This window comes from Crenobacter oryzisoli (assembly GCF_030385785.1).
Lineage (GTDB): Bacteria > Pseudomonadota > Gammaproteobacteria > Burkholderiales > Chromobacteriaceae > Crenobacter_A > Crenobacter_A oryzisoli.
Window position 1 is genome coordinate 1 of the sequence record NZ_JAUEDK010000061.1, and the last position, 23,981, is coordinate 23,981.

The 23,981-nt window shown below is 61.5% G+C and carries 25 protein-coding genes; 12 read left to right on the top strand and 13 right to left on the bottom strand.

What is annotated here, in order from left to right; genetic code table 11:
• Positions 1-4: 4 nt before the first annotated feature.
• Positions 5-955: an MBL fold metallo-hydrolase gene (locus QU481_RS20885; protein ID WP_435382731.1), complete on the bottom strand. Its 951-nt coding sequence runs from the start codon at positions 953-955 to the stop codon at positions 5-7.
• 2 nt (positions 956-957) lie between these two features.
• Here QU481_RS20885 and QU481_RS20890 point away from each other — a divergent pair, with 2 nt between their 5' ends.
• The 3 genes from QU481_RS20890 to QU481_RS20900 are packed head-to-tail and all read left to right on the top strand — an operon-like array spanning position 958 to position 2,179.
• Entirely contained in the window at positions 958-1,278 is a 321-nt protein-coding gene (locus QU481_RS20890) for an ArsR/SmtB family transcription factor (RefSeq protein ID WP_289829721.1), read from the top strand.
• Positions 1,279-1,288: 10 nt separating this feature from the next.
• Positions 1,289-1,720, top strand: coding sequence for a YeeE/YedE family protein (locus QU481_RS20895; protein WP_289829720.1), 432 nt, complete (start codon positions 1,289-1,291; stop codon positions 1,718-1,720).
• A gap of 9 nt (positions 1,721-1,729) precedes the next feature.
• Positions 1,730-2,179 (top strand): YeeE/YedE family protein, encoded by a 450-nt coding sequence (locus tag QU481_RS20900; RefSeq protein ID WP_289829719.1) that lies wholly within the window; start codon positions 1,730-1,732, stop codon positions 2,177-2,179.
• Between the two features lie 550 nt (positions 2,180-2,729).
• Here QU481_RS20900 and QU481_RS20905 read toward each other — a convergent pair.
• The 6 genes from QU481_RS20905 to QU481_RS20935 all read right to left on the bottom strand — a co-directional run bounded on the left by QU481_RS20905 (position 2,730) and on the right by QU481_RS20935 (position 9,283).
• Positions 2,730-3,374, bottom strand: coding sequence for a trimeric intracellular cation channel family protein (locus QU481_RS20905; protein WP_289831946.1), 645 nt, complete (start codon positions 3,372-3,374; stop codon positions 2,730-2,732).
• Positions 3,371-4,639, bottom strand: coding sequence for a M20 family metallopeptidase (locus QU481_RS20910; protein WP_289831948.1), 1,269 nt, complete (start codon positions 4,637-4,639; stop codon positions 3,371-3,373). The genes QU481_RS20905 and QU481_RS20910 overlap by 4 nt, the downstream gene beginning before the upstream one ends.
• 85 nt (positions 4,640-4,724) lie before the next feature.
• On the bottom strand, positions 4,725-5,036 hold the full coding sequence (locus QU481_RS20915; protein ID WP_289831949.1) for a hypothetical protein: 312 nt from the start codon (positions 5,034-5,036) through the stop codon (positions 4,725-4,727).
• A gap of 307 nt (positions 5,037-5,343) precedes the next feature.
• The gene (fucP, locus tag QU481_RS20925) at positions 5,344-6,645 is read right to left on the bottom strand and encodes an L-fucose:H+ symporter permease (protein ID WP_289831950.1); all 1,302 of its coding nucleotides are present in this window, start codon (positions 6,643-6,645) and stop codon (positions 5,344-5,346) included.
• Positions 6,646-6,726: 81 nt separating this feature from the next.
• The gene (gene gpmA / locus QU481_RS20930; protein ID WP_289831951.1) at positions 6,727-7,473 is read right to left on the bottom strand and encodes a 2,3-diphosphoglycerate-dependent phosphoglycerate mutase; all 747 of its coding nucleotides are present in this window, start codon (positions 7,471-7,473) and stop codon (positions 6,727-6,729) included.
• 181 nt (positions 7,474-7,654) lie between these two features.
• Complete coding sequence (locus QU481_RS20935) at positions 7,655-9,283, bottom strand: NADP-dependent glyceraldehyde-3-phosphate dehydrogenase (RefSeq protein WP_289831952.1); 1,629 nt, start codon at positions 9,281-9,283, stop codon at positions 7,655-7,657.
• Positions 9,284-9,425: 142 nt separating this feature from the next.
• Here QU481_RS20935 and QU481_RS20940 point away from each other — a divergent pair, with 142 nt between their 5' ends.
• From QU481_RS20940 to QU481_RS20955, 4 genes are all read left to right on the top strand, one after another.
• On the top strand, positions 9,426-9,686 hold the full coding sequence (locus tag QU481_RS20940) for a hypothetical protein (protein ID WP_289831954.1): 261 nt from the start codon (positions 9,426-9,428) through the stop codon (positions 9,684-9,686).
• Between the two features lie 162 nt (positions 9,687-9,848).
• Positions 9,849-10,835 (top strand): glucokinase, encoded by a 987-nt coding sequence (locus QU481_RS20945; RefSeq protein WP_289831955.1) that lies wholly within the window; start codon positions 9,849-9,851, stop codon positions 10,833-10,835.
• A gap of 134 nt (positions 10,836-10,969) precedes the next feature.
• On the top strand, positions 10,970-11,989 hold the full coding sequence (locus QU481_RS20950; RefSeq protein WP_289831956.1) for an oxidoreductase: 1,020 nt from the start codon (positions 10,970-10,972) through the stop codon (positions 11,987-11,989).
• 226 nt (positions 11,990-12,215) lie between these two features.
• Positions 12,216-13,568 (top strand): TAXI family TRAP transporter solute-binding subunit, encoded by a 1,353-nt coding sequence (locus QU481_RS20955; RefSeq protein WP_289831958.1) that lies wholly within the window; start codon positions 12,216-12,218, stop codon positions 13,566-13,568.
• Between the two features lie 118 nt (positions 13,569-13,686).
• Here QU481_RS20955 and QU481_RS20960 read toward each other — a convergent pair whose 3' ends face one another.
• The gene (locus QU481_RS20960) at positions 13,687-14,202 is read right to left on the bottom strand and encodes an SRPBCC family protein (protein WP_289831960.1); all 516 of its coding nucleotides are present in this window, start codon (positions 14,200-14,202) and stop codon (positions 13,687-13,689) included.
• Between the two features lie 194 nt (positions 14,203-14,396).
• Positions 14,397-14,990: a nitroreductase family protein gene (locus QU481_RS20965; RefSeq protein ID WP_289831962.1), complete on the bottom strand. Its 594-nt coding sequence runs from the start codon at positions 14,988-14,990 to the stop codon at positions 14,397-14,399.
• Between the two features lie 252 nt (positions 14,991-15,242).
• On the opposite strand from QU481_RS20965, the gene QU481_RS20970 reads away from it, so the two are divergent.
• Both QU481_RS20970 and QU481_RS20975 read left to right on the top strand, forming a co-directional pair.
• Positions 15,243-16,049, top strand: coding sequence for a DinB family protein (locus QU481_RS20970; RefSeq protein WP_289831963.1), 807 nt, complete (start codon positions 15,243-15,245; stop codon positions 16,047-16,049).
• Between the two features lie 2 nt (positions 16,050-16,051).
• A complete protein-coding gene (locus tag QU481_RS20975; protein ID WP_289831964.1) occupies positions 16,052-16,789 on the top strand; it encodes an alpha/beta fold hydrolase in 738 nt (245 codons plus the stop codon).
• Here QU481_RS20975 and QU481_RS20980 read toward each other — a convergent pair whose 3' ends face one another.
• Positions 16,790-17,977, bottom strand: coding sequence for an MFS transporter (locus QU481_RS20980; protein ID WP_289831965.1), 1,188 nt, complete (start codon positions 17,975-17,977; stop codon positions 16,790-16,792). It abuts the gene before it with no gap.
• A gap of 397 nt (positions 17,978-18,374) precedes the next feature.
• Positions 18,375-18,959, bottom strand: coding sequence for a YdcF family protein (locus QU481_RS20985; protein WP_289831966.1), 585 nt, complete (start codon positions 18,957-18,959; stop codon positions 18,375-18,377).
• Between the two features lie 246 nt (positions 18,960-19,205).
• On the opposite strand from QU481_RS20985, the gene QU481_RS20990 reads away from it, so the two are divergent.
• The gene (locus tag QU481_RS20990; RefSeq protein WP_289831967.1) at positions 19,206-19,409 is read left to right on the top strand and encodes a type 2 periplasmic-binding domain-containing protein; all 204 of its coding nucleotides are present in this window, start codon (positions 19,206-19,208) and stop codon (positions 19,407-19,409) included.
• A 35-nt stretch (positions 19,410-19,444) separates the two neighbouring features.
• On the opposite strand, the gene QU481_RS20995 is transcribed toward QU481_RS20990, so the two are convergent.
• Positions 19,445-20,470, bottom strand: coding sequence for an LLM class flavin-dependent oxidoreductase (locus tag QU481_RS20995; protein ID WP_289831968.1), 1,026 nt, complete (start codon positions 20,468-20,470; stop codon positions 19,445-19,447).
• A gap of 442 nt (positions 20,471-20,912) precedes the next feature.
• Here QU481_RS20995 and QU481_RS21000 point away from each other — a divergent pair, with 442 nt between their 5' ends.
• Both QU481_RS21000 and QU481_RS21005 read left to right on the top strand, forming a co-directional pair.
• Positions 20,913-21,860, top strand: coding sequence for a chromate resistance protein ChrB domain-containing protein (locus QU481_RS21000; protein ID WP_289831969.1), 948 nt, complete (start codon positions 20,913-20,915; stop codon positions 21,858-21,860).
• Positions 21,861-21,898: 38 nt separating this feature from the next.
• The gene (locus QU481_RS21005; RefSeq protein ID WP_289831970.1) at positions 21,899-23,074 is read left to right on the top strand and encodes a chromate transporter; all 1,176 of its coding nucleotides are present in this window, start codon (positions 21,899-21,901) and stop codon (positions 23,072-23,074) included.
• A gap of 614 nt (positions 23,075-23,688) precedes the next feature.
• On the opposite strand, the gene QU481_RS21010 is transcribed toward QU481_RS21005, so the two are convergent.
• Positions 23,689-23,981, bottom strand: a 293-nt coding sequence (locus QU481_RS21010; RefSeq protein ID WP_289831971.1) for a transposase, incomplete at its 5' end; no start/stop codon positions are given.

Below are 23,981 nucleotides of genomic sequence, written 5' to 3' on the forward strand. Positions count from 1 at the left end.
GCCCTCATAGGGCGTTGAGCGGAATCTTCAAATAGGACACCCCGTTGGCTTCGGCCGGCGGCAGGGCTCCGGCACGGATATTGATCTGCACCGAAGGCAGGATCAGTGCCGGCATGTCGAGCGTAGCGTCGCGCGCCTGACGCATGCCCACAAACATGGCTTCAGTGATCCCATCATGGATGTGAATGTTATTGCGGCGCTGCTCTGCCACCGTGCTGACCCAGGCCGGCGCCCGTCCGTTCGGCGGATAGTCGTGGCACATGAACAGCCGTGTCTGCTCGGGCAAATTCAGCAGGGCGCGGATCGAACGATAGAGGAGGTGTGCATCGCCGCCGGGAAAATCGCAGCGCGCGGTGCCGACATCGGGCATGAACAGGGTATCGCCGACAAACACCGCGTCACCAAGCTGATAGGCCATATCGGCCGGGGTATGGCCGGGAACGTACCAGGCCTTAGCTTCCAGGGCGCCAATGGCAAATGTCTCTCCGTTTTCGAACAGATGGTCAAACTGTGAACCGTCCGGCAGAAAACCGGCCTCGAGATTGAACAGCTGCTTGAATACCTGCTGGACCTCACGGATATGTGCGCCGATGGCGATGTGCCCCCCGGCCTGCTGTTTCAGGTAACGCGCCGCCGACAAATGATCGGCATGGGCATGCGTCTCGAGGATCCATGCCAAAGACAGCGCATTGGCTTGCAGATAGGAGAGCACTTGGTCGGCCGAAGCGGTGCGCGTACGTCCTGACTTGGGGTCATAGTCGAGCACCGGGTCAATCACGGCGGCATGCCCGCCGCGCTGGTCGAACACAATGTGAGTCACGGTTCCGGTAGTCGGGTCGTAGAAGCTTTCGATCTGGCCTTGCATGCTCTGCTCTCCTGATGGGGTGATTTCATTATATTGATAAACATAATGTCTGCAAATATAATGAAATTGATCTCGATCAACAGGACGCACCAATGACCCCTACCGCCCCAGTCATTGCCATCGACCGGCTGCGTGCCGCGGCCGGTGATGCGACCGCATTGCTGCGAACCCTCGCCCACGCGGACCGCCTGTTGTTGCTCTGCCAGCTCAGTCAGGGCGAGCGCTCGGTCAGCGAGCTGGAAGCATTACTGGGGATTCATCAGCCGACGCTGTCGCAGCAGCTTGGCGTGTTGCGCAACGAAGGGCTGGTCAGCACCCGGCGCGAGGGCAAGCGTATCTTCTATGCGGTCGCCGACGACAAGGTGCTCGCCCTGCTTGGCACCTTGTACGCGCTGTTTTGCCCGAAAGATTAAGGAACCCACTATGCATATCGACTGGAGTCATTTCACCCCGTGGACGTCGCTCGCCGGCGGATTGCTGATTGGCCTGGCCGCAGCGTTGTTTGTGCTGTGTAACGGCCGCATTGCCGGCATCAGCGGCATTGTCGGCGGCTTGCTGCGCCCCAGTCGGGGCGAGGTGGGTTGGCGCCTTGCTTTTGTGTTCGGCCTCGTGCTGGCACCACTGGCGTACTCGCTGGTTGCCGTTCTGCCTGCACGCCGAATCGACGCCAGCATCACGCTACTGATCGTGGCCGGGGTGCTGGTGGGGCTTGGCACCCGCTACGGTGCCGGCTGTACCAGCGGCCATGGCGTGTGTGGCCTGTCGCGGCTGTCGCCACGCTCGCTGGTCGCGACGCTCGCGTTCATGGCGAGCGGCTTTGCGACGGTCTTTATCGTGCGTCATCTGATTGCCTAAGGAGAGAAAATGATGGCCGTACTGTTTTCCTGGCTGGCCGGACTGCTGTTCGGCGTGGGGTTGATCCTGGCCGGCATGGCCAACCCAGCCAAGGTGCTTGGATTTCTCGATCTGGCTGGCGCCTGGGACCCGTCGCTGGCGCTGGTGATGGGAGGCGCAATTGCGCTTGGACTCGGTGCCTTCACGCTGGCCAAGCGGCGCACGCGTTCACTGCTTGGCCTGCCGATGCAACTGCCAAGCAACCGCAAGATCGACCGCCGCCTAATGCTGGGCAGCGTGCTGTTCGGTATCGGCTGGGGACTGGCCGGCATTTGCCCGGGCCCGGCCCTCGTCTTGGTCGGTGCGGGTGAAGGCAAGGGCGTGCTGTTTGTGCTGGCCATGCTGTTCGGCATGGCACTGTTCGAGGTGCTCGAACGCCGCCATCAGGCCAAGGCGCATGCAGCGAGGACGTCATGCTGATCGTCGTGCTGTTTGGCGTCGTAGTAGGTATTGCGCTTGCCCGTGACCCGCTATGCTCCCGAGCAGTTGCGCGAAGAGTTCGGCCCAACTTTTGAGTTGCTTGAGCATGCAAGCGAAGAGCATAAAACCCCGTGGCGAGCAGTGCAGCATTTCGTTTATTGCCACTGCCTGACGCCTTTCCATGAAGTGCCTTTTCCTCCTCATTGACCGGCGTTAGTGTCGACTTCAGTGACTAGAGTTATGTGCACATGCAGCATCCAGCCAACGCGATGCTGTTGCGGTGCGTGCTCTTAATGTCACGCTGTATTCCCAACCAGAGCTCTTTTCTTGATGTAATCCAAAGTTTCTGCAGGACCTATCTGGTACTGGAGCAAACTCTATGCGTGAATAACAGCCTCTTCAATATCATTTTTTGGGTATGTTTAATACTTTTTTGGGCATTGTTAATGGTATGGGGGATGCCCCTTCGAGGTTGGCCTCACGGCGCCTCAGATGAGATCGAGAACTGGTCGGATGTCGGTGGCCCTTGTTGGCGGCAATCCGGCGCCTGTCATTCTGATGGTGGTGTCACGTCATCGCCAGCGGTGGCGAACGTAGGCAGATTCCAGTGGTATTGGAGAGCCAGGTAGCGCAAGCCATAGCACAATCCAATGGCGACCCATGGCACCCACTGTGTCGACCAATTCTGGAGTTCGCCGACAACTTCGAACGTCGCACCAAGCAGAGCCGCTGAAGCGTAGATTTCTTTTTGCAGGATCAATGGAACGCGATTGAGCAGTACGTCTCGCATCACGCCTCCGCCAACTCCCGTAATCATCCCGAGCAGAATCGCGACTTCGGCGCTATGTACATGGAGCAGCGCCTTGTGTGCGCCGGCAGCGGCAAACAGCCCTAGGCCCAGCGCGTCAAAAAACAGCACGGGCTGCTTGAGCCGTACGACCAGGCGGTATGCTCCAATGACTACCAGCGCGGCGATGGCCGACACCATCAAATACGGCCAACTGGACAGGCTTGCTGGTGGTGTGACGCCGATGCAAAGGTCACGGATCAGTCCGCCGCCACAGGCCACCGTGAATGCAATGGTGACGATGCCGAACAGGTCCAGATTGCGCTGCTTGGCTGCGACCGCGCCGCTCAATGCAAAGACAAACGTCCCAGCGATATCCAGCAGCGTGAAGAGCAGGTGCTCGCTCATTCTCGCTGGGACTCTTCGCAGAGCCAGGCGGAGGCAGCAGCCAGCATCGCTTGCAGGCCGGTTTTCAATGTCGGATCGAGGATGGGGGCAAATTGGGGTGAGTGATTGCTGGGAATCGTATTTAGCTGCTGGTTTGCCTTGGCTTCGGCATAGACTTTGGCATCGGTGCCGCCCACGAACCAGAACACGTAGGGTGCGCCCCAGCGTCGGCCAAAGATGCTGAAGTCTTCGCTGGCCGATTTCGGTTTGACTTCGAGGGCGCGCTCGCCAAACTGTGCCATGAAGGCTTGTGTCACGCGGGCTGTCGCCGCCGCGTCGTTCTGGGTCAGTGGGTAACTGTTTAGCGTCGTGAACTCCGGCTCGCGCGGTGCATTCGAAGCGGTGGATTCGGCGCAGCAGATTCGTTTGACGGCGGACAGCACATGGTCGCGCACGGTCTCATCGTAGGTGCGAATATTCAGTTTGAGCGTCGCATCGTCAGGAATGATGTTTTCCTTGGTGCCGGCCTGTAGCGCACCGACGGTCAGTACTGCGCTGTCGAGTGGGCCGATCTCACGAGAGACGATAGTTTGCAGCCGAAGCGTGGTGGACGCTGCCATGATGACCGGATCTATCGATGTCTGCGGTTGGGAACCGTGAGAACCGCGCCCGAACAGCTGGACTTTCAGGCTATCACCTGCCGACAGGATTGTTCCGCTTCGATAACCGACGGTGCCGGCAGCGCCAACCATCACGTGCTGGCCGAGGATGATGTCCGGCTTGGGGAAGCGCGTGACCATTCCATCATCCATCATGGCTGCCGCACCACGCCCCACTTCTTCTCCGGGCTGAAAGACCACGAGCACCGTGCCTTTCCATAGGTCGCGGTGTTGCGAAAGCAGGCGGGCGGCTCCCATCAACCACGTTACGTGCAGATCGTGGCCGCAGGCATGCGATACGCCAACCTCGCGACCGTCTTCGTCCTTGGCTGTCGCGGTGCTGGCATAAGGCAGCCCCGTGGCTTCGGTGACGGGCAGTGCATCCATATCGGCCCGCAGCAGTACCGTCGGGCCGGTGCCATTGTGTAGTAAGCCGACGACCCCCGTGCCGCCAACCGCCCGTGTCACTTCGAAGCCATGGGCATCGAGATAATCCGCAGCTATCTTGGCTGTGCGCTCTTCCTGCATCGATAGTTCCGGATGACGATGCAAGTCCTTGTAGATGGCTTCCAGTTCAGGAAGCAGTGCCGTCAAGGAAGTATCCAGCGCGGTCACTAACGGGGTCATTTGCTTCTCCTGGAAGATGGGCAGGGTGGTGACCCGATCTATTGCACGATGTCACCTGGTCCATGCAGGTAAACGCGGCCAACCCTCATGACAAAATCCACGGTTGCGGTCGCAGCGATATCACGCATCGCGAAGAGCGTTCGTTGGCCTTTCCGGTTCGCGGGAGCGTTTGCCATTTGAGATTGAGGCTGTCGATGCAGTGGTGGAGGTGGGTATCGGTGAAGCCTGGTGTGACCATGCGGTCGGAGAGGTCAATGATTGACTCATCAGCCGGATGGCTCACGGACGGTGCCAATTCAACGATGATGTCGTTCTCGACGAGGGTTTCGGCGGGGGCGGAGGGTGTGTCGGCGACACCATCGAATGACTTGCCACAAACCGGGACGAGTGTAGCCATCAGCATCCCCTAGCTTGCTTTGAGGTAGGTATCACTATAGCCAATCGCCGTCAGCTGAATGCGTCCTGAGCCTTGTGGTGGGACGCTTGTTCAGCTGGCAGACGGTGCTGCATCACCTGCTCCGGAGTGGCTGCCAGTGGCTCATGCAGCCTGAAGGGTTTCCCAAGTGGCGCACGGTGCTCGCGTACTTCTTGCTCTGGCGCGAGCCGCGTGATGCGCAAAGGATGCAGACATCCTGGGAAACTGAGCCGGTGGAGGGCAATAAAAAAGCCCGACCATAGGTCGGGCTTTTTTGTGCTGTGGTCGCTTAGGCGGCCTTCTGCAGCCCCTTGGTCGGAGCCGCTTCCAAGTCGGCGCGGTGGCCCTTGGCGCCGTAGAAGGCGATGTACACATAGCACAGCAGCGGGATGATGAAGGACGGCAACAGGCCGATGCGGTCGGCGAAGAAGGCATGGATCACTGGTACCAGCGCGCCGCCGACGATCGCCATGCACAGCACGCCCGAGCCTTCGGAAGTGTACTTGCCGAGGCCGTGCAGTGCCAGCGAGAAGATGGTCGGGAACATGATCGAGTTGAAGAAGCCGATCAGCAGCAGCGACCACATTGCGACATGGCCGCCAACCACGATGGCCGTGGTGATCAGCGCCACGTTCACCAGCGCGTTGAACGCCAGCATCTTGCCCGGGGCGATCTTGCGCATCAGTACGCCGCCGATGAAGCGGCCGACCATCGCGCCGGTCCAGTACAGTGCCAGGTATTTGCCGGCGACATCTGCTGCAAGACCGGCGATCTGCGGCTGCGCCATCAGGCTGATCATGAAGCTTCCGATCGACACCTCTGCGCCGACGTAGACGAAGATGCCGATCGCACCGAGCACCAGGTGCTTGTACGCCCACACGCTGTGCTTGGCCGGCAGCGCGTCGACTGCTTCGGCTTGGTGGGTCTCTTGAATCTTCGGCAGCTTGAACAGGCCGATCGCCACGGCGAGCAAGCCTAGCAGGCCGGCCAGGATCAGGTACGGGTGCTGCACCGACGCGGCTTCGCTCGCGGCGTAGGCGAGCTGGTCAGTCGGCGACAGTGCGGCGATCTCAGTGGACGATTTGACTGCCACGCCGAGGATCAGCAGCGAGCCGAGTAGGGGGCCGACCGCAGTACCGAGCGAGTTGAACGCCTGAGTCAGATTCAGGCGGCTCGACGCGGTTTCCGGCTTGCCCAGGATCGTCACATACGGGTTGGCCGCTACCTGCAGGAGCGTGATGCCCGAGGCGAGGATGAACAGCGCGCCGAGGAAGAACGGGTAGGAGCGGGTGCCGGCGGCTGGGTAGAACAGCAGGCAGCCGAGGGCAGCCACCAACAGGCCGATGATGATGCCGCGCTTGTAGCCGACCTTCTCGACGAGGTAGCCGGACGGGAACGACATGACGAAATAGGCGGTAAAGAAGCTGAACTGAATCAGCGCGGCCTGAACGTAGCTGAGCGTGAACACCGCCTTCAGGTGCGGGATCAGGATGTCGTTCAGCGAAGTGATCAGACCCCACATGAAGAACAGCGAAGTCAGTACCGTCAACGGCTTGGTGTAGTTGTGTTGTGCGACAGTCCCACTGGACATGGTCTCTCTCCGTGTGTGCGATGCGGCCGTTTATTTGTGTGTTTGGGCCGCCGGTTACAACATGGGTATAGGCGATTTTGCTTAAGCAGCTCGCCCCTGTTTGGCCACGCCTGCAATCGCTTCGGCGATGGCCGCCTCGTCGCCGAGGTAATAGTGCGCGGTGGGCTTGAGCTCCGCGTCGAGTTCGTAGACCAGAGGGATGCCGGTCGGGATGTTCAGGTCGACGATCGCCTCGTCGCTGAGGTCGTCTAGATATTTGACCAGCGCGCGCAGGCTGTTGCCATGCGCGACGATCAGTGTGCTCTTGCCCGCGCGGATCGTTGGCGCGATGGTGTCGTGCCAGTACGGTAGGAAGCGTTCGACGGTGTCCTTCAAGCATTCGGCGCGTGGGAACTCGCCCGGAGCCAGGTCGGCGTAGCGTGCGTCGCCGATCGCAAGGCGCTCGTCGCCGTCCGCAAGCGGCGGGGGCGGTACGTCGTAGGAGCGGCGCCATGCGATCACCTGCGCTTCGCCGTATTCGGCGGCTGTCTCAGCCTTGTTGAGCCCTTGCAGTGCACCGTAGTGGCGCTCGTTCAGCCGCCAGCTGTGTTCGACCTGGATCCACTCGCGGTCGAGCTCGGCAAGCGCAAGCCACAGCGTGTGGTTCGCGCGCTTGAGTACCGAGGTATAGGCGATGTCGAAGGCAAAGCCGGCCTCGCGCAGTTGCTGCCCGGCGCGGCGTGCTTCGGTACGACCTTGTTCGGTCAGCTCGACGTTGGTCCAGCCAGTGAAGCGGTTTTCCAGGTTCCAGACGGACTCGCCGTGGCGCAGCAATACCAGTTTGTACATGGCAGATGGCCCTCGCCGCGGCTTGGTCGGATTGGCTGGCCGCGGCTTCGTGTAGAGCCGCTAGCAAGACCTCCCAGCATGGTTGCGCTGTCTGGTGGTGGGCTTGCTAGCGGCTCTAGATTGTCGGTGTGCTGAGTGTGAAAAAACGGCCGCCCCCGAGAGGGCGGCCCAACTCAGTCGCTTACAGGATGAACCGGGTGTTGATGAAATTGGACTCGTTGGACAGCACCAGCGCGTCGAGCAGCTTCTTGCTGGCGTCGGTCTGCTTGGCGGCCACCATCGAGCGGATCGAGAAGGCGCGCAGTGCGTCGTGCACAGACAGCGTGCCCTCAGCCGAATCCTTGCGGCCGGCGAACGGGAATACGTCCGGCCCGCGCTGGCACTGGCAGTTCAGGTTGACGCGGCACACCTGGTTGACGAGCGGGTCGACCAGTGCGGCGATCTGGTGCGGGTCGGTGCCGAACAGGCTGACCTGCTGACCGTAGTCGGAGGTGATGATGTAGTCGAGTGCGTCCTCGATGTCCTCGAACGGCGCAATCGGTACCACCGGGCCGAACTGCTCCTCGCGGTAGAGCTTCATGCCTTCCTTGACCGGGAACACCACAGCCGGCTTGAACAGTGTTTCGACCACCGTGCCGCCGCCCTCATTGATCACCTTGGCGCCCTGAGCCTTGGCGTCCTCGATGCACTCGGTGAGGTAGGCGCATTTTTCCAGGTCGGGCAGGGGGGTGATCATCACGCCTTTTTCCCACGGCATGCCGATCTTCAGCGCGTTGACCGCGTCGGCGAAACGACGCAAGAACTGCTCGGCCACCGACTGGTGCACCAGGATCATCTTGATTGCGGTACAGCGCTGGCCGTTGAACGACAGCGAGCCCGCGATGCATTCCTTCACCGCCAGATCGAGGTCGGCATCCGGCAGGATGATGGCGGCGTTCTTGGCGTCGAGGCCGAGTACCGCGCGCAGGCGGTTCGATTTCGGGTGAGCTTTTTTCAGCTGGTCGGCGACGCGGCTGGAGCCGATCAGCGCCAGTACGTTGATCTTGCCGCTGCCCATCAGGTACGGCACCAGCTCCGAGCCCTTGCCGTAGATGGTGTTGATCACGCCGGCCGGGAAGGCGCTGCGGAATGCTTCGAGCATCGGGTAGAACAACAGGGTGCCGAAGCGCGGCGGCTTGAACAGCACGACGTTGCCCATGATCAGCGCGGGGATCAGTGTGGTGAATGTTTCGTTCAGCGGGTAGTTGTACGGCCCCATGCACAGCGTGATGCCCAGCGGCGAGCGTCGGATTTGGCCGATGGTGCCCTCGACGATCTGGAAGCGCGAGTTGTCGTTGTCGAGCTTCTTCAGCGCGTCGATGGTGTCGCGGATGTAGACGATGGTGCGGTCGAATTCCTTCTCGGAGTCGGCTTGGCTCTTGCCGATCTCCCACATGATCAGGTTCACGATTTCGCGGCGCTTGGCGAGGATCTGGCGGGTGAATTCCTCGACGCAGGCGATGCGCTCGGCCACTGACATGGTCGGCCAGCGACCGCGTCCGTTGTCGTAAGCGGCCACGGCGGCGGCGAGCGCCTCGTCGGCCTCGGCCTTGCCGGTGATCGGGTAGCTGCCGATCTCAACCGGGGCCTGGATCCCTTCCTCGTTAGTCACATACACCGGGGAGCGCACCTGGCGTACTTCGCCGCGCCACATTTTCAGTTCACCATTGACCAGCAGGGTGCGCTGGTGAATGGGGGCAAGGATCTGGCAGTCGGCCGGGATGGCGTCGTGGCGGGGGAACAGCTCGTGTAGTGCCTGGGTCGTGTTCATCGCGTCTCTCGAGTGTCGTGCAAGGTGGCTGGTGGTGCCCGTGGGCCGTTCGTCGTCGGTGTGCAGCTTGCCGAACCGTCATGTATTTTTACTACACAAAAAAATGCAATTGCAACAAAGAAATATCTGCACGCGTAACTAGTTGGTTGCCATTAAAGGCATTGCCACTTGTCGGACACTGGCCAATCTCGATTTTGATGGTAATATTACTACAAATTTCGAGCGGCACTGCATGGCCGCCAGCCAGGAGAAAGACAGGATGTTCACGATAGACACGATGATGTTGCTCGGTCGCCTCGCCCTGATCGGCGTGGCGTTGGTCTCGTTGACCTGGATGGCGGTCAAACGCGGTTCTCTTCGACCTGCCGCGATCCGGCAGTCGTCACGACGCGGCTTGCGTTGAGATGAGACTACGACGCGGTTTATCACCGCCGTCGGACGCCCGGCCTTCGGCCAAGCTCACTTGGCCGCTTTCCCCGATGCGCCTTGGCGCCTCTTTGTCACGTTGCCGGCGAGCGCTCACCGCTCGTCGCGCCGCTGAATGCATCCGATAAGGACTTCCGCGATGTCTATCGAGCTTTCCTCGCGCTACCCCCGGCTGTTGGCCGACATCGGTGGCACCAATGCCCGCTTCGCTCTGGAAACCGCCCCGGGCCAATGGGAGCAGGTCACCACCGTTTCTTGTCGCGACTTTCCGTCGCTGGAGCTGGCGATCCGTGCCTATTACGCCAAGGCAGGCGTCGCCCAGGTGGCGTACGCTGCGATCGGTATCGCCAACCCGGTGGTCGGTGACTGGGTGCAGATGACCAACCATCACTGGGCGTTCTCGATCGAGGCAACCCGCCTGGCGCTGGGCTTGGAGAGGCTGATCGTTATCAACGACTTCACCGCGCTGGCGCTGGCCTTGCCGCACCTGCCGGAGCGCGAGCTCATCAAGGTGGGCGGGGCCGAGCCCTGGGTCGGCTCGCCACTGGCGTTGCTCGGCCCTGGTACCGGTCTTGGCATGTCGGGTCTGGTACCGACCGGCAACGGTAATGGTAACGGTTACGTGCCGCTGTCTGGCGAGGGGGGGCATGCCAGCTTCGCTCCGTTCGACGAACGTGAGATGGCGATCTGGCGTTACGCCTGCACCAAGTACAGCCACGTCTCGACCGAGCGGCTGCTGTCCGGCCCAGGCCTGGAGCTGATTTACGAGGCACTGCAGTACCAGGCAGGCGAAACTGGCGATTCGCTATCGGCGGCCGACATCACCGATCGTGGGCTTTCCGGCGATTGTCCCCGTTGTCGTGAAACGCTCGACGTATTCTGCGCCATTCTCGGTACGGCGGCATCCAATCTGGCGCTGATGCTCGGCGCGCGTGGCGGCGTTTACATCGGCGGCGGGATCGTGCCGCGCTTGGGTGACTACTTCGCCCATTCGCCGTTCCGTACCCGTTTCGAAGACAAGGGGCGCTTTTCCGGCTACCTCGCCGGCATCCCGGTCTACGTGATCACCACTGCCTATCCGGCGATGTATGGGGTATCGGCCGCGCTGAATGTGGCGCTGTCCTGATCGGGCCTCGCCGGCAGTGCGTACTGGCATGCCGGCGGCCCAACGGCTTTTTTTGACAGGTTCTCTCCACCGGCAAGGTTGGCCCCGAATCGGCCCCCTTGCCGTCTTTTCTTTCCCGCAATAGCGAGCAAACGATGATCCGTGTCGCCCTGATCGGTTTCGGCTACGCCGGCCGCGTTTTCCACGCGCCTTTGATCCAGGCTACTTCAGGCCTGCACCTGACGCTGGTCGGCTCAAGCCGGCCCGACGACGTCCGCGCCGCGCTGCCGGGCGTGGCCGTGCTACCGTCCGAACAGGCGCTGCTGCATCCGGATGTCGACCTCGTAGTCATCGCCACCCCCAACGACACCCATGCACCGTTGGCGCGCCAGGCGCTATTGGCCGGCAAGGATGTGGTGATCGACAAGCCGTTTGCGCTGGATCTTGCCGAGGCGCAGGGCGTGGCCGAATTGGCAGCGCAGCAGAAACGCCTGCTGTCGGTGTTCCACAACCGACGCTGGGACAGCGACTTCCTGGCGGTGAAGACTGCGATCGACGAGGGCTTGCTCGGTGAGGTGGTGCACTTCGAATCGCACATCGACCGCTACCGCCCGCAGGTGCGCGAGCGCTGGCGCGAGAGCGCGGTGCCCGGCGGCGGGGTGTGGTTTGATCTCGGCCCGCACCTAGTCGACCAGACGTTGCAGCTGTTCGGCCAACCTTGCGCGGTGTCGGCGCAACTGGCGCGGCAGCGCGCCGGGGCGCAGGCGGTCGACTGGGCGCATGTGCTGCTCGACTACGGTCAGCGTCGCGTGGTGCTGCATGCATCGATGTTGGTCGCCGGCGGCTCGTCGCGCTTTACCGTGCACGGCAGCCGCGGCAGCCTTGTCAAACACTCGGCCGACATACAGGAGCGCCAGCTGCTGGCGGGGCTGCTGCCGGGCGAGGCAGAGTGGGGCGTTGACGAGGAGCCGGCGCGATTCTACGACGGCTCGGACGGCAGCGTGCATGAGCTGGCTGTACCGCGTGGTTGCCAGCAGGCGTATTACGAACAACTGCGCGACGCATTACTCGGCAAGTGCGCCAACCCGGTGCTACCCGAACAGGCGTTGGCGGTGATGCGGGTGATCGAGGCCGCGCAGCAGTCTGCCGAGCAGGAGCGTGTCATCGTGCTGTGAGCCTTGTCATAGGCACGTAGCGGCGGTGAATCCGCCGCTCAGCCATGGCACAATCTGAGAACCGTCGATCGACAGCCCGGCAGAGTCATTGCGCATCAGGGGGCTGGCGAATGCGACTGTGCTTTTGGACTGGTGCAGGAGGATAGCCGTGATAGCCCCAAGAATTTTCCTTGCGAGGGCGGTAGAAAAACTGACCGCGCTCTTCGGACGGGGTCTGGTCGTGTCCATGGCCGTGATCCTGGCCGTCGGCCTGTCCACCGCTTTTACAGTGCTCCTCTTTATCAACTCCACCGCGCCGACCACTATTACGATCACCAGCGGGCCCAAAGGCAGTGTTTTTCAAAACACCGCGGAGAAATACAAAAAGATCCTGGCCCGAGAGGGCGTCAAGGTGAAGATCCTGCAGTCGGAGGGCTCGATAGACAATTTGAAGAAATTGTCCGACCCCAAGGTGGCCGTCGATGTGGGCTTCGTACTGGGCGGCGAAGCCGGTGGGGTGGATACCAGCAAGCTGATGTCGCTGGGGAGCATTTCGTACCAGCCGCTAATGGTCTTTTACCGTGGCGCACCCCGGGAGCTGCTGTCGAGTTTCAAGGGACAGCATTTGGACATCGGACCGGAAGGCAGCGGCACCCACACGCTGGCATTGGCGCTGCTCAAGCTCAATGGCATCGAGCCGGGCGGCGACACGGTATTTGTCAATTCGATGAATGGGGGCGACTCGGTCAAGGCCTTGCTCGACAATCGCATCGACGCGATATTCGTGATGGGGGACTCGACGTCCACCGCCTTGCTGCGCCAACTGCTGCACACGCCGGACATCCATCTCTTCAATTTCACCCAGGCTGACGGCTATACACGCCGAATCAGCTACCTGAACAAGCTCGAGCTGCCGATGGGGGCGCTCGACTTCGGTAAGAACATCCCGGCCGACAACACCTTCCTGGTCGCGCCAACGGTCGAGCTGGTCGCCCGGGACGGCTTGCATCCGGCGCTCTCCGACTTGCTGTTGGACGCCGCGCGCGAGGTGCACGGCACGCCCGGCATTTTCAAGAAGCGTGGCGAGTTTCCCACGCCGGTGGCGCATGAGATCCGTCTCAGCCCCGATGCTAGCCGCTACTACAGCTCAGGCAAGAGTTTTCTCTACCGCACCTTTCCCTTCTGGCTGGCCGGCTTGGTTGCACGCGCACTCGCTGTCATCGTGCCGCTGGGGCTGTTCCTGATTCCGGCGCTCAAGATGGCGCCGGCCATATACCGTTGGCGTGTCCAGTCGAGCATCAACCGGTGGTACAGGGTGCTGCTCGACATCGAAAGCGAAACGTTCAAATACCCCGGCGATACCAAGAAGCGCGAGGAGCTGTTGCGTCACTTGGACCGCATCGAAATTACCGTCAGCAAAACCGTCGTGCCGGCAGCGTTTGGCGATCTTCTCTACGCGTTGCGGGTGCACATCGATTTCGTTCGAGACAGGCTGAAGACTCGTCCCGACCTATTGCAGACAGCTGCGGACGGGACGTCGGATGAGCCGGCCGCGAATGGCTCTTCTGGAGTAAGCGATAAGCCCCAGCCGTTCGCTTGAGTAGAGTGGGTGGGCCTAGTCGCGTGCTGATAGAGAGTTTCGCGAGGGCGTGGTCTGCAAGACGCAATGCACCGCCGCATCGGATTCGAATGTGGCGTTCTGTGATTGAACGCCGTATTCAGGCCCCGTCTGTCGCGCCTGAGTCGGCCCGTAGTGTCGCCAATAGTTCATCCAGCCTGTTGTAGCTCTGCGCCACGCCACCCTCCATCGGCGAGTCGAGAACGAGGTCGCGGGCTTGGCGTGATTCGTAGCGCAGCGTGCAGGTGTAAACGGTCTTGCCGTCCTGTTTGGCCAGCGTTGTGCTGATCAGCGATTCACCGGGGTACCAGGGGTCGTCGAACAGCTCGGTACACACGAGCCGCTCAGCCGGTACGATCTCGCGGTATACGCCGTGGTTGCCAATCTCGGTGCCGTCGACATCCTGGCGCCAGATAAAGCGGTAGCTTCCCCCGATCTGCAGGTCGACTTCGCAGACCACCATCGTCCAACCCGAAGGCCCCGTCAGCCAGCGTTTCAGTAGTTCGGGCTTTGTCCAGGCGTCGAACACCAAGCGGGGTGGGGCGTCAAAGGTGCGCATTATCACGATTTCGCGATCGGCATGGGCGGCTATTGCCAGTTTTACAGCGGTTTCCATCGCTTGGCTCCATCGTCGAAAAGCGCAGGGGATACTGATTTTTTAAAAATACGCCGCGTCGGCGTATTTTCCTGCCTGCCTATTGGAAACCGCTGGCTCATAGAGCCGCATAACTTATGCGGCCTTGCCGTACTGTTTGTACTGTCTGAGGCCGACCTAGCCAAGACCACTTCGCTGGGTTTTGTTAGTAGCTCTTAGCTGGAGCGCCAGGCTGACACTTCAACATTGCGACGGGAGCTTGCCGCAGTCTCGCCACTAGGTATGCCAAGAATGATTGGCACTACGACCGTCATTTCCTTCGTCAAGCCAATGTCCGCCTTGCTCTCAGGCAGGTTTAGCGCCTCGAGTGCGGAGCCAATGATGCAGCTGCCCAGCCCGAGGACATAGGCTGCCAGCATTAGATTTTCTGCTGCCAGCCAACAGTCGGCTTGAACAAACGGACCTTGTTTGTCCGAGCAAATAAGAATCAGCGTCCCGGCGTTGTAGAACACGTTGAAATCCGGGTTGGTAAAGATGTCCAGTGCGTGACTGTCTCCACGATCAAGATGTTTCTGGCTGGCCTCGGCATAGAACAGCGGTTTGGCCTTGTCTGACAACTGCTTGAGCCATGCCCGGTCCTGCACCACGGCAAAGCTCCATACCTGTTCATTGAGCGCGTTCGGTGCATGAATTGCAGCGTCGAGCAGCCGCATGATGGTGGCCTTGTCGATATCTTCGGCCGTATAGGAGCGAACTGAGCGCCTCCCTTTGATCACTTCGAGAAGTTTTTCTTGCCGTTCGGAAGTCATAATCTATCCCCATCTCTTAAGCCTATGCCGTTATAGACGCTTACCCCTTCTTGTGCAGTGGTTTTAACCATTCAAAGTCGTCAACAAACCGTTCTCACGTTGTATTGCCGTGCGCTTGCGCAAACAACGGTAGAAACATGGCTAGGGTCACTATGCGAGGCTTCACCGCGGCGCTCAGTCCTTGAAGTGCTGTTTATGGCATGTAACAATTCAAAATGTGACGTTACAAAAAGAATTGTTAAGGTTGTCGGCATGCACTCGCGATTCAATAGCTTCCGCCTGACCCCCCTCGGGACCCAGCTCGAAAAAATGATCGATAGTCCGGAGCGCTATCTCGAATACGCTGCGCTGTCACGTGTCGAAGTGCCGGCCGTGGCTGCCATCGTTCACGACCTGCGCACACTGTTTCCCGAAGTCACCGATGACGACATCGCCCGGCAATTCTGCGGTGCGATGGTTGCCGAGGTGATGCGTCGCCAGCATCACGATGTGCTGCGGCCACGGGGCAGAGTGCCGGGCGGGTATTTCACTTACGGGGCAGTCTGGACGGCGCAGCCGGTACGGCTGTCCTGGCCCGATCTGCTCGAGGCACTCTCTGCGATGCCGCAGACGCTGGCTGAACGGGCGAAGGCCTTTTCGGACGAGTTGGTCCGCCTGCGCCCCGCGGTGCCGGGCTTCTCCTTGCTCGAGCATGTCTGTCACCTGCGCGACCTAGACCGCGACGCTTACCTGATCCGCTTCCAATCGATGCTGGCCGAGTCTGCACCGACGTTGCAGCGTGTCAACGGCCAGGTCTGGGCCGCCGAGCGTGACTACCATCGCGAGTCCTTGCCCGAGGCGCTGACGGTGTTCGCTTCCGGCCGGCAGGCATTGGTCGAATTGCTGCGCGGGCTGGATGAAACCGTGCGGCATCGGATCGGCCTATTCGGTGGCATCACCCGCATCACGCTGGAGGAATTGGCTTACGACCTGCACCACCATGATGGGGAGCATTTGATAGAAGTGGAGGAGTTGGGGATGGAGCTATTTGGCAATGATGGTTTGACCAGAAAGGCCTGAGCATGACGCAGCCTGTATCGCTCGTACTGATCCACGGCCTAATAGGTACGCTGAACAGCCTGCAAGTGGCCAAGTCGTTGTCCCCTTATCTGATGATTGCCCCCGATTTGCTCGGGTACGGTCGGCAGGCCGAGCGGCTCCCGGCGAGCCTGTCCGACCAGGTCGATTATCTGGCCGAGTTGATTGGCAAAGAAACCGATGGCCCTGTGGCCTTGCTCGGCCACTCGGTCGGTGGGGCGATCGCGATGCTGCTGGCCGATCGTCATCCGGACAGGGTGGCGGCGGTGGTTAACGTCGAGGGCAACTTCACCCTGAACGATGCATTCTGGTCGGCATCGGTGGCGAAGCAGCCGGTGGCCGAAGTCGACGCGTTGATCGACGGTTTTCGCACCGATCCGGCGGCATGGCTGGCACGCTCCGAAGTGGAAGCGACGGAGGAAAACTTGGTCGAAGCACGGCGATGGCTGGCCTGCCAGGGCGGGGCGACGGTGCGGGCGATGGGCCGCGCGGTGGTTGAGGCGACCGGGGTGCCGGAATACTCGCAGATTCTGCGCCGGGTGTTCGCTAGGACGCCGGTGCACCTCGTGGCGGGAGAGCGTTCGCGCCCCGGCTGGGATGTGTCGGACTGGGCGCTGAGTGCTGCGGCGAGCGTCACAGTGATGCCGGGTGTCGGTCACATGATGATGCTTGAGGATCCAGTTGGCTTCAGCCGGATGATCGCGGGACTGTTCGACCGCTAGTCAGCGGGCCGGCATCGGGCGGAAAAGCAGCACCAGCAAGCTGAGTCCGGCAAACACGGCACCGACGTAGAACGTCGCCACCGAACCGTGCTTCTGCCATAGCCACCCGGCGATCACGCTGGCGCACAGCATCGCCAGCCCGCTGACCATGTTGAACAGGCCGAACGCGGTGCCCTTGAGCTCCGCAGGCGAGGTGTCGGCGACCAACGTGGCAAGCAGGCCTTGGCTAAAGCCCATGTGCAGCCCCCATAGTGCCACCCCAGCCATCAGCATCGGTGTATCAGTGGCCTGTGCCAACAGAAGGTCGGCGCCGATCAGCATCACCAGGCTGGCTCCCAATAGGGCGACGCGGCTGAGCCGGTCGGACAGCCAGCCGGCCGGATACGCTGAGACGGTGTAGAGCAACGACATCACCACCATCACCAGCGGAATCCACAGTGTCGGCAGCCCCATCTGCTGCGCACGCAGCACCAAAAACGCCTCGCTGAACCGTGCCAGCGTGAAAATGGCACCAAGCGCCACCACGTACCAATAGGCCGGCGCGAGACGGTTCAACAGCGCCCGGCGGATCGGGAAACGGTGGGTAGCCGCAGGCTCCGATGGGGCCGTTTCACGTATGCCGAACCACAGCAGCAGCATGGTCACGGCGGCGGGCAGCACGGCGAACCAAAGCACCCGCTGGATATTGCTGTTCAGCAGATACAGCAACAGGATCGCTGCCAGCGGGCCGAGTACGGCGCCGACCGTATCCATCGACTGGCGCAACCCGAAGCAGGTGCCCCGGATGGCCGGTGGCGCCACGTCGGCGACCAGCGCATCGCGCGGTGCCCCCCGTATTCCCTTGCCGATACGGTCGAGAAACCGTGCCGTAAACACCGTATCGGCCGAATGCGCCATGGGGAAAAGCGGCTTGGTCAGCGCGGCCAGACCATAGCCTAGCAGCAACAGAACCTTGCGGCGTCGGATCAGGTCGCTGACCATGCCGGAGAACACCTTTGCGATCAGCGCGGTGGCCTCGGCAATGCCTTCGATCACCCCTAGTGTCAGCATGCTGATCCCGAGCGTGCTCACCATGAAGATGGGCAACAGGCTGTGAATCAGCTCCGACGACAGATCCATGCTCAGGCTGACAAAGCCCAACACCCAGACCGTACGCGGAATCGAGATGGTGTGATCGGCGACGGCCATCCTGTGCCTTCCTTTTCACGATGCGGCTACCGCCAGTATGACAAAAGCCGGCAGTGCCGGCTTTGTATCGGGCGTCTACGACGCTAGTGTTTTGATTTCGGCGGTTCGCCGGGTTTCGGGTGCATGATGGTCTGCTGGCCCGGAGGAACCACAAGCTTTTGCTTCTTGGGTTTCTTCGGTTCACGGTTACCGCGCAATTGACCCTTAGCCATAATCGGTCTCCTTTTGGCTGGGCAGACAAGGACTGCCCGCTCCCGTGATGCTGACGCAGGCGTTGGCCCGCGTTGGGTCGCCACTGGATCACGCCGCGGCGACGTGCTCCGATCATAGGTCTTTTACCGGCCATTGCCAGTGTTTTTAAGGATGTCGTCACGCTAAACGTGGCATCGAAAGGCGGTCAATTCGCTGTGCTTGTGTCATCGACGAGGACCGGCTGGCTTGGCCGTAGATGGCGGTCGAAGCCTTGCCGGATCTGTTCGTGCCACGGGCGGAGCACCTCGTCAGAGACGGTCAGCGGCACCTGAAACCCCAGTTCGGGATAGCGCAGGATACGGTGCACATCGCCGACCATCTCGTCGATCAGACCGAGCACGCCGATCTGGTTGGAGCCCCCGTGCGGAAATACAAAGTTGGGGGCGTTGACCATGGCGTCGAGCTCCGGCCACTGGACAGGCAGCGTTAGCTGCACGCGGCGGATCGAATTGGGCTTGTTGACGAAGGAGGCGCAACCAATGTCGGGACAAAGCAGCCGGGTGTAGGCGATATTTTCGGCGAAATTGCCAGCACAGGGTTCGATCAGTAGCTGTTCGTCGGCCACGCCGAGCGAGCGGGCGCGATCGGCAAACACATGGACCTCACTGTCTTGCCAGAGAAAGCGTGTCCAGTTGCCAGTGCCGCCGCTGATCAACCTGATGTGGAGGTGAGCCTGGAGGACATGGCCTCGAGTGAGCAGGTCGAGCACCTGCTGTCGGGCTGGCTGCAAGTGGGTTTCCTGCGGCTTCCGGTGGCCGAGCCTTTGCTTGGACACACCCTTCTATTCAACCGGCTGGTCATCGTGGTGGGTCAAAGGTGGCCGAATTGGAGCGTCCAATTAGCGTGGCCGACCTGGCCCGCCTGCCGATGGTGGCGTTGAAGCGCCATCGGGGGCCTGGCCGGCCGGATCAACCGACTGTGCTCCCACCACGGGCTGCAGCCGACGGTAATTCAGGGGGCGAACGATAGTCTGACTGTGCTGGCAGCCTGCATCGGAGTGACGCCGGTGCCGCAAAGCGTGCAGGCGATCGTGCCACTCGGCGTGTGCTTGATCGATGCCACGGGCGAAGAGGCGGGCTGGCAGGTTGGCCTGGTCTGGCACCCGGGGTATGAAAGCCTGGCCCGCGACAACTTCCTGCGGCTGCACCTGCCCGACTACATTGTCAGTCCATCAATGTGACGCCGGCGCCTAGGGCGCCGGCGGAGGGAGGGGCGTTATTCGGCCTCCTCGAACTGGAGCGTGCGGGGAGCCGCGATGGTGTCGCGCAGCCCGGCGGTGATCTCGAACGAGCGCAAGCGCGCGGTGTGGTCGTAGATCTGGGCGGTGATGATCAACTCGTCGGCTGCCGTTTCGTCGGCAAGACGGGCCAGTCCGTCGCGAACGGTATCGGCCGTCCCCACCACCGAGCAGGCGAGCGAGTGCTCCACCCGTGCCTGTTCCGATGGCGACCACAGCGGCGTCATGTCGTCGACCGGCGGGTTGAGTGGGCCGGGCGTGCCGCGGATCAAGCCGAGGGACTGCTGCTGCTTCGAGGTGAACAGCCGCCAGGCTTCACGCTCGTCGTCGGCGGCAAACACATTGACCGCGACCATCGCATACGGGCGGTCGAGTGCCGCAGACGGAGTGAACTGAGTGCGATAGAGGTGCAGGGCCTGTTGCAGATAGGTCGGCGCGAAATGCGACGCAAACGCGAACGGCAGGCTGAGTTTTGCAGCGAGCTGTGCGCTGAACAGGCTCGAGCCCAATAGCCAGATCGGCACGTTCAGGCCGGCTCCCGGTACCGCGCGGACGGGCTGGTCCGGCAGGGCTGGCTGGAAGTACGACTGTAGCTCCTGCACGTCATCGGGGAAGGTGTCGGCGCTGTCGATCAGATTGCGGCGCAGCGCGCGCGTGGTGCGCGGGTCAGTGCCCGGCGCCCGACCCAGTCCCAAGTCGACCCGCCCGGGGTGCAGGGACTCCAGCGTGCCGAACTGTTCGGCGACGACCAGCGGAGCGTGGTTAGGCAGCATGATGCCGCCCGAGCCGACCCGGATCGTCGACGTCGCGGCCAGCACGTCGGCCATGACCACAGCGGTCGCCGCGCTGGCGATGCCGGTCATATTGTGGTGCTCGGCCAGCCAGTAGCGCTGATAGCCCCAGCGCTCGGCATGCTGCGCCAGATCGCGGGTGTTACGAAGCGCTTCGGCCGCAGTGCCGCCCTTGAGGATGGGGGAGAGGTCGAGCAGGGAAAACGGAATCATGGTGGGCTCCAGGGGCGAGGGCGGGGTTCAGCGAAGGAGCCTGTCTGGCGGGCTCCTCTGGCGCAATGTGCCTATCCTAATTTCAAATAGACCGGTCGTCTAGATTTTGAGGGAAGGCGAACCGTGCGCCCCATAACTAGGGTGATTTATTTTAGAGAATGCCTATTTTTTCGCATTATTATGTCTTTTTTTCAGCGAGGGTGCCTAAAACCGTCCTCGCTATATCGAGCTCAAGAACCGGCCCGAGGGCTGGTTTTTTTTCATAGTGCTTCATCTTGAGGCTGCGGCTGGAACGGTGTCTTTACGCGGAACTGACGACAGACCCCGCAACGTTACTCCCCCATCGTTTCGTCCCCATCAACCAATAACGCAATAATCTTTACATAAATCGTAATATTGATGCCATTTCAGGTGGTGTAATGTTCATTCCAAAGGAGGCGTAATGACTCTGATTCACTGGCTCGTCCTGGTCACCAGCGTGACTGGGCAAAACAGCAGCCTGCGCGTACGGCTGTGGCGCCAAATGAAGGCGATCGGTGCTGCCGCGCTGCGCGACGGCGTTTACCTGCTGCCGGCCCGACCTGAGCTGCGTCAATCGCTGACCAACTTGCGCGATGAGCTGCTGGCGGCGGATGGCCAGGCTTATGTGCTGCAGGTGATGGAAGACGATCAGGCCTTGCAGACGGAGTGGCTGGCGCTGTTCGACCGGAGCGAGGCCTACCAGCAGTGGGGCGAATCGCTAGCCGCATTGTTGGAGCAGTTGCCGGAGGCGGAGAGCGAGGCCCGGCGCAACCTGCGCCAGCTGCGCAAGGAGCTGGAAGCGATCGCTGCCATCGATTTCTTTGCCGGCGAGCCACTGGACCAGGCCCGTCGGCGCTGCAATGACGGTGAGAAGCGGCTGACCCGCTACTACTCGCCGGATGAGCCGCTGGCGATGGGCGGCGACATTCCACGCCTCGCCCCGGCCGCGTATCGGCAACGGCTGTGGGCTACCCGGGCCCGGCCTTGGGTGGATCGCATCGCCTCGGCCTGGCTGATCCGCCGCTTTATCGACCCGGAGGCCCGCTTCGTCTGGCTGACCAATATACATGCCTGTCCGGCCGAGGCACTGGGTTTCGACTTCGACGGTGCGAGCTTTACCCACGTTGGCGAGCGGGTGACGTTCGAGGTGTTGCTGGCGAGTTTCGGTCTGGATCAAGACACCGCGCTACTTCGACTCGGCACGATGGTGCATGCACTGGATGTCGGTGGCGGCGTGGTGCCTGAGGCCGTCGGCTTCGAGGCCGTACTCGGCGGTGCACGTAGCCGGATTCCCGACGACGACCAGTTGCTCGCCGACATTAGCGGCGTGCTGGATTCGCTCTACACCCACTACCAGGGCTCGGCCTGAGGCCGTCCAACAAAGATCAGGAGTTCCATGTGAACAGTATGAGCAAGACCGCCCCAATCAGTACGCACCCTAGCTACAGCCTGTGGCAGTTGGTGCTGTACTTCCTGCGTCTCGGCACCTTCGGCTTTGGCGGGCCGGTGGCCTTGGTCGGCTATATGCATCGCGACCTGGTGGAGCGGCACGGCTGGATCAGCGAGTCTGACTACAAGGAAGGCCTGGCCCTGGCGCAGCTCGCGCCAGGGCCGCTGGCCGCCCAAACTGCGATTTACCTTGGTTACGTGCATTACCGCCTGCTCGGTGCCACGCTGGTCGGGCTCGCCTTCGTGTTGCCCTCGTTCTTGATGGTGCTCGGGCTCGGTTGGGCGTATGTCAGCTACGGCGGGCTGGAGTGGATGCAGGCAGTGTTCTACGGCGTTGGCGCCGCAGTGCTCGGCATCGTCGCGATCAGTGCGCACAAGCTCACCACCAAGAGCGTAGGCAAGGACAAGTTGAAGTGGGCGATCTTCCTGACGCTGGTGGCTGTCACCGTGATCACCCAGTCGGAAATCGCCTGGCTGTTCCTGGCCGCCGGCGTCCTCAGTTGGGTGGTGCGTTGCAAGCCGCGCTTCGGTTCTGGCCATTTGGCTGCGTTGGCCCCGACACAGCTGCCGCATGTGGCGCTGGCGGCCACCCAAGACTGGGGCACCTTGACGCAGATCCTGCTGTTCTTTACCAAGGCCGGCGCGTTCGTGTTTGGTTCCGGGCTTGCGATCGTACCGTTCCTGTACGGCGGCGTGGTGACCGAGCACCAGTGGCTGAACGACAAGCAATTTGTCGACGCGGTCGCGGTGGCGATGATCACACCGGGGCCGGTCGTGATCACCGTTGGCTTCATCGGCTACCTGATCGCCGGCGTGAAGGGCGCCTGCCTCGCTGCCTTGGGAACGTTCCTGCCGTGCTACCTGTTCACGGTGCTGCCGGCACCGTACTTCAAGAAATATGGCAAGTTGCCCGCGATCCTGGCCTTCGTCGACGGCGTGACGGCGGCGGCGGTCGGCGCGATTGCCGGGTCGGTGATCGTGATTGCGCAGCGCTCGATCATCGACATCACGACCGCGCTGCTGGCTGTAGTCTCGGCCGTCCTGTTGTGGAAGTTCAAGAAGCTGCAAGAACCAGTGATCGTGCTGGGCGCCGCCGTGATAGGGCTGGCTTTGTACCCGCTGCTGCACCAGTAATCCGAGGGGCCCCAGGATGACCTACCAGATTCAGCCCGCTGGCCTGTGACCCCGGGCACCCTTAACGGGCTATCCGACAGCGAGGGATGGGCGGTTACCAACAACTAGGCTTCGAAGGGGCAACTCTTCAGGCGTAAAGGTCGCACCGCTTATCGCTCCGAAGGCCTCCGCTGCAGCCAGCGTTCGTGCGGGTGCGTCATCCAGACGATCGACGCCTTGCAATCGGAACGAAACGGGCGTTAGCGGCCCGAACAACAGAGCGCGTTCCAGGTGAGGCCAGCGCTTCAAGTCAGGCTCCACCCCTGAGTGGTGTGCAAGAGAGATCGCAAGTTGATGCAACACCGGTTGCTGGGTACGCGCCCTCATAGCTCGACACGTCTCAGCCCGTGCTCCATCTGTGCTCGTAAGGACATAGAAACGAGGCCCGCTAGGGTGTAGGTAATCCAGCGGGTTTGCAGCTCCAATACCGGCAGATAAGGTCCGACAAGATTGAAGAGGCCAACAAATGCCAGCCCCTCAACGGCTACCCAATGCCACTGCTTTCGACGTTTAACGATAACGTCCGTCAAGGTGGTGTAAATTTCAGGCCAGAACTCCGGTCCGGTTTTCCAGGTTTACACGCCCAGTAGCTGGGCGTTGTCAGGCAAGCCCTCTGCAGGCTCCGCCATGGTGTGCTGCGGCATATAGCGGTGCTGCAGCTGCCATTCTTCGTTCTGCTCCATCAGCACCGCGCCGATCAGCCGGCGAATGCTCCCCTCGTTCGGGAAGATCCCGACGACGTTGGCGCGGCGTTTGATTTCCTTGTTCAGTCGTTCCAGCGTATTGGTCGAGTGAATCTTCACCCGATGCGCCGCCGGGAAGTCCAGGTGTGCCAGCACGTCGTGTTCCGCCTCATCCATCACCCCGG

What these genes read in the sequence shown, in the direction of transcription:
- QU481_RS20955 (WP_289831958.1), top strand. Translation starts at nt 12,216, where the DNA reads ATGGCCGTGATCCTGGCCGTCGGCCTGTCCACCGCTTTTACAGTGCTC.
- QU481_RS20945 (WP_289831955.1), top strand. Translation starts at nt 9,849, where the DNA reads ATGTCTATCGAGCTTTCCTCGCGCTACCCCCGGCTGTTGGCCGACATC.
- QU481_RS20980 (WP_289831965.1), bottom strand. Translation starts at nt 17,977, where the DNA reads ATGGCCGTCGCCGATCACACCATCTCGATTCCGCGTACGGTCTGGGTG.
- QU481_RS20895 (WP_289829720.1), top strand. Translation starts at nt 1,289, where the DNA reads ATGCATATCGACTGGAGTCATTTCACCCCGTGGACGTCGCTCGCCGGC.
- gpmA (WP_289831951.1), bottom strand. Translation starts at nt 7,473, where the DNA reads ATGTACAAACTGGTATTGCTGCGCCACGGCGAGTCCGTCTGGAACCTG.
- QU481_RS20890 (WP_289829721.1), top strand. Translation starts at nt 958, where the DNA reads ATGACCCCTACCGCCCCAGTCATTGCCATCGACCGGCTGCGTGCCGCG.
- QU481_RS20910 (WP_289831948.1), bottom strand. Translation starts at nt 4,639, where the DNA reads ATGACCCCGTTAGTGACCGCGCTGGATACTTCCTTGACGGCACTGCTT.
- QU481_RS20965 (WP_289831962.1), bottom strand. Translation starts at nt 14,990, where the DNA reads ATGACTTCCGAACGGCAAGAAAAACTTCTCGAAGTGATCAAAGGGAGG.
- QU481_RS20950 (WP_289831956.1), top strand. Translation starts at nt 10,970, where the DNA reads ATGATCCGTGTCGCCCTGATCGGTTTCGGCTACGCCGGCCGCGTTTTC.
- QU481_RS20960 (WP_289831960.1), bottom strand. Translation starts at nt 14,202, where the DNA reads ATGGAAACCGCTGTAAAACTGGCAATAGCCGCCCATGCCGATCGCGAA.
- QU481_RS20970 (WP_289831963.1), top strand. Translation starts at nt 15,243, where the DNA reads ATGCACTCGCGATTCAATAGCTTCCGCCTGACCCCCCTCGGGACCCAG.
- QU481_RS20935 (WP_289831952.1), bottom strand. Translation starts at nt 9,283, where the DNA reads ATGAACACGACCCAGGCACTACACGAGCTGTTCCCCCGCCACGACGCC.
- QU481_RS20900 (WP_289829719.1), top strand. Translation starts at nt 1,730, where the DNA reads ATGATGGCCGTACTGTTTTCCTGGCTGGCCGGACTGCTGTTCGGCGTG.
- QU481_RS21000 (WP_289831969.1), top strand. Translation starts at nt 20,913, where the DNA reads ATGACTCTGATTCACTGGCTCGTCCTGGTCACCAGCGTGACTGGGCAA.
- QU481_RS20995 (WP_289831968.1), bottom strand. Translation starts at nt 20,470, where the DNA reads ATGATTCCGTTTTCCCTGCTCGACCTCTCCCCCATCCTCAAGGGCGGC.
- QU481_RS20905 (WP_289831946.1), bottom strand. Translation starts at nt 3,374, where the DNA reads ATGAGCGAGCACCTGCTCTTCACGCTGCTGGATATCGCTGGGACGTTT.
- QU481_RS21005 (WP_289831970.1), top strand. Translation starts at nt 21,899, where the DNA reads ATGAGCAAGACCGCCCCAATCAGTACGCACCCTAGCTACAGCCTGTGG.
- QU481_RS20915 (WP_289831949.1), bottom strand. Translation starts at nt 5,036, where the DNA reads ATGGCTACACTCGTCCCGGTTTGTGGCAAGTCATTCGATGGTGTCGCC.
- fucP (WP_289831950.1), bottom strand. Translation starts at nt 6,645, where the DNA reads ATGTCCAGTGGGACTGTCGCACAACACAACTACACCAAGCCGTTGACG.
- QU481_RS20975 (WP_289831964.1), top strand. Translation starts at nt 16,052, where the DNA reads ATGACGCAGCCTGTATCGCTCGTACTGATCCACGGCCTAATAGGTACG.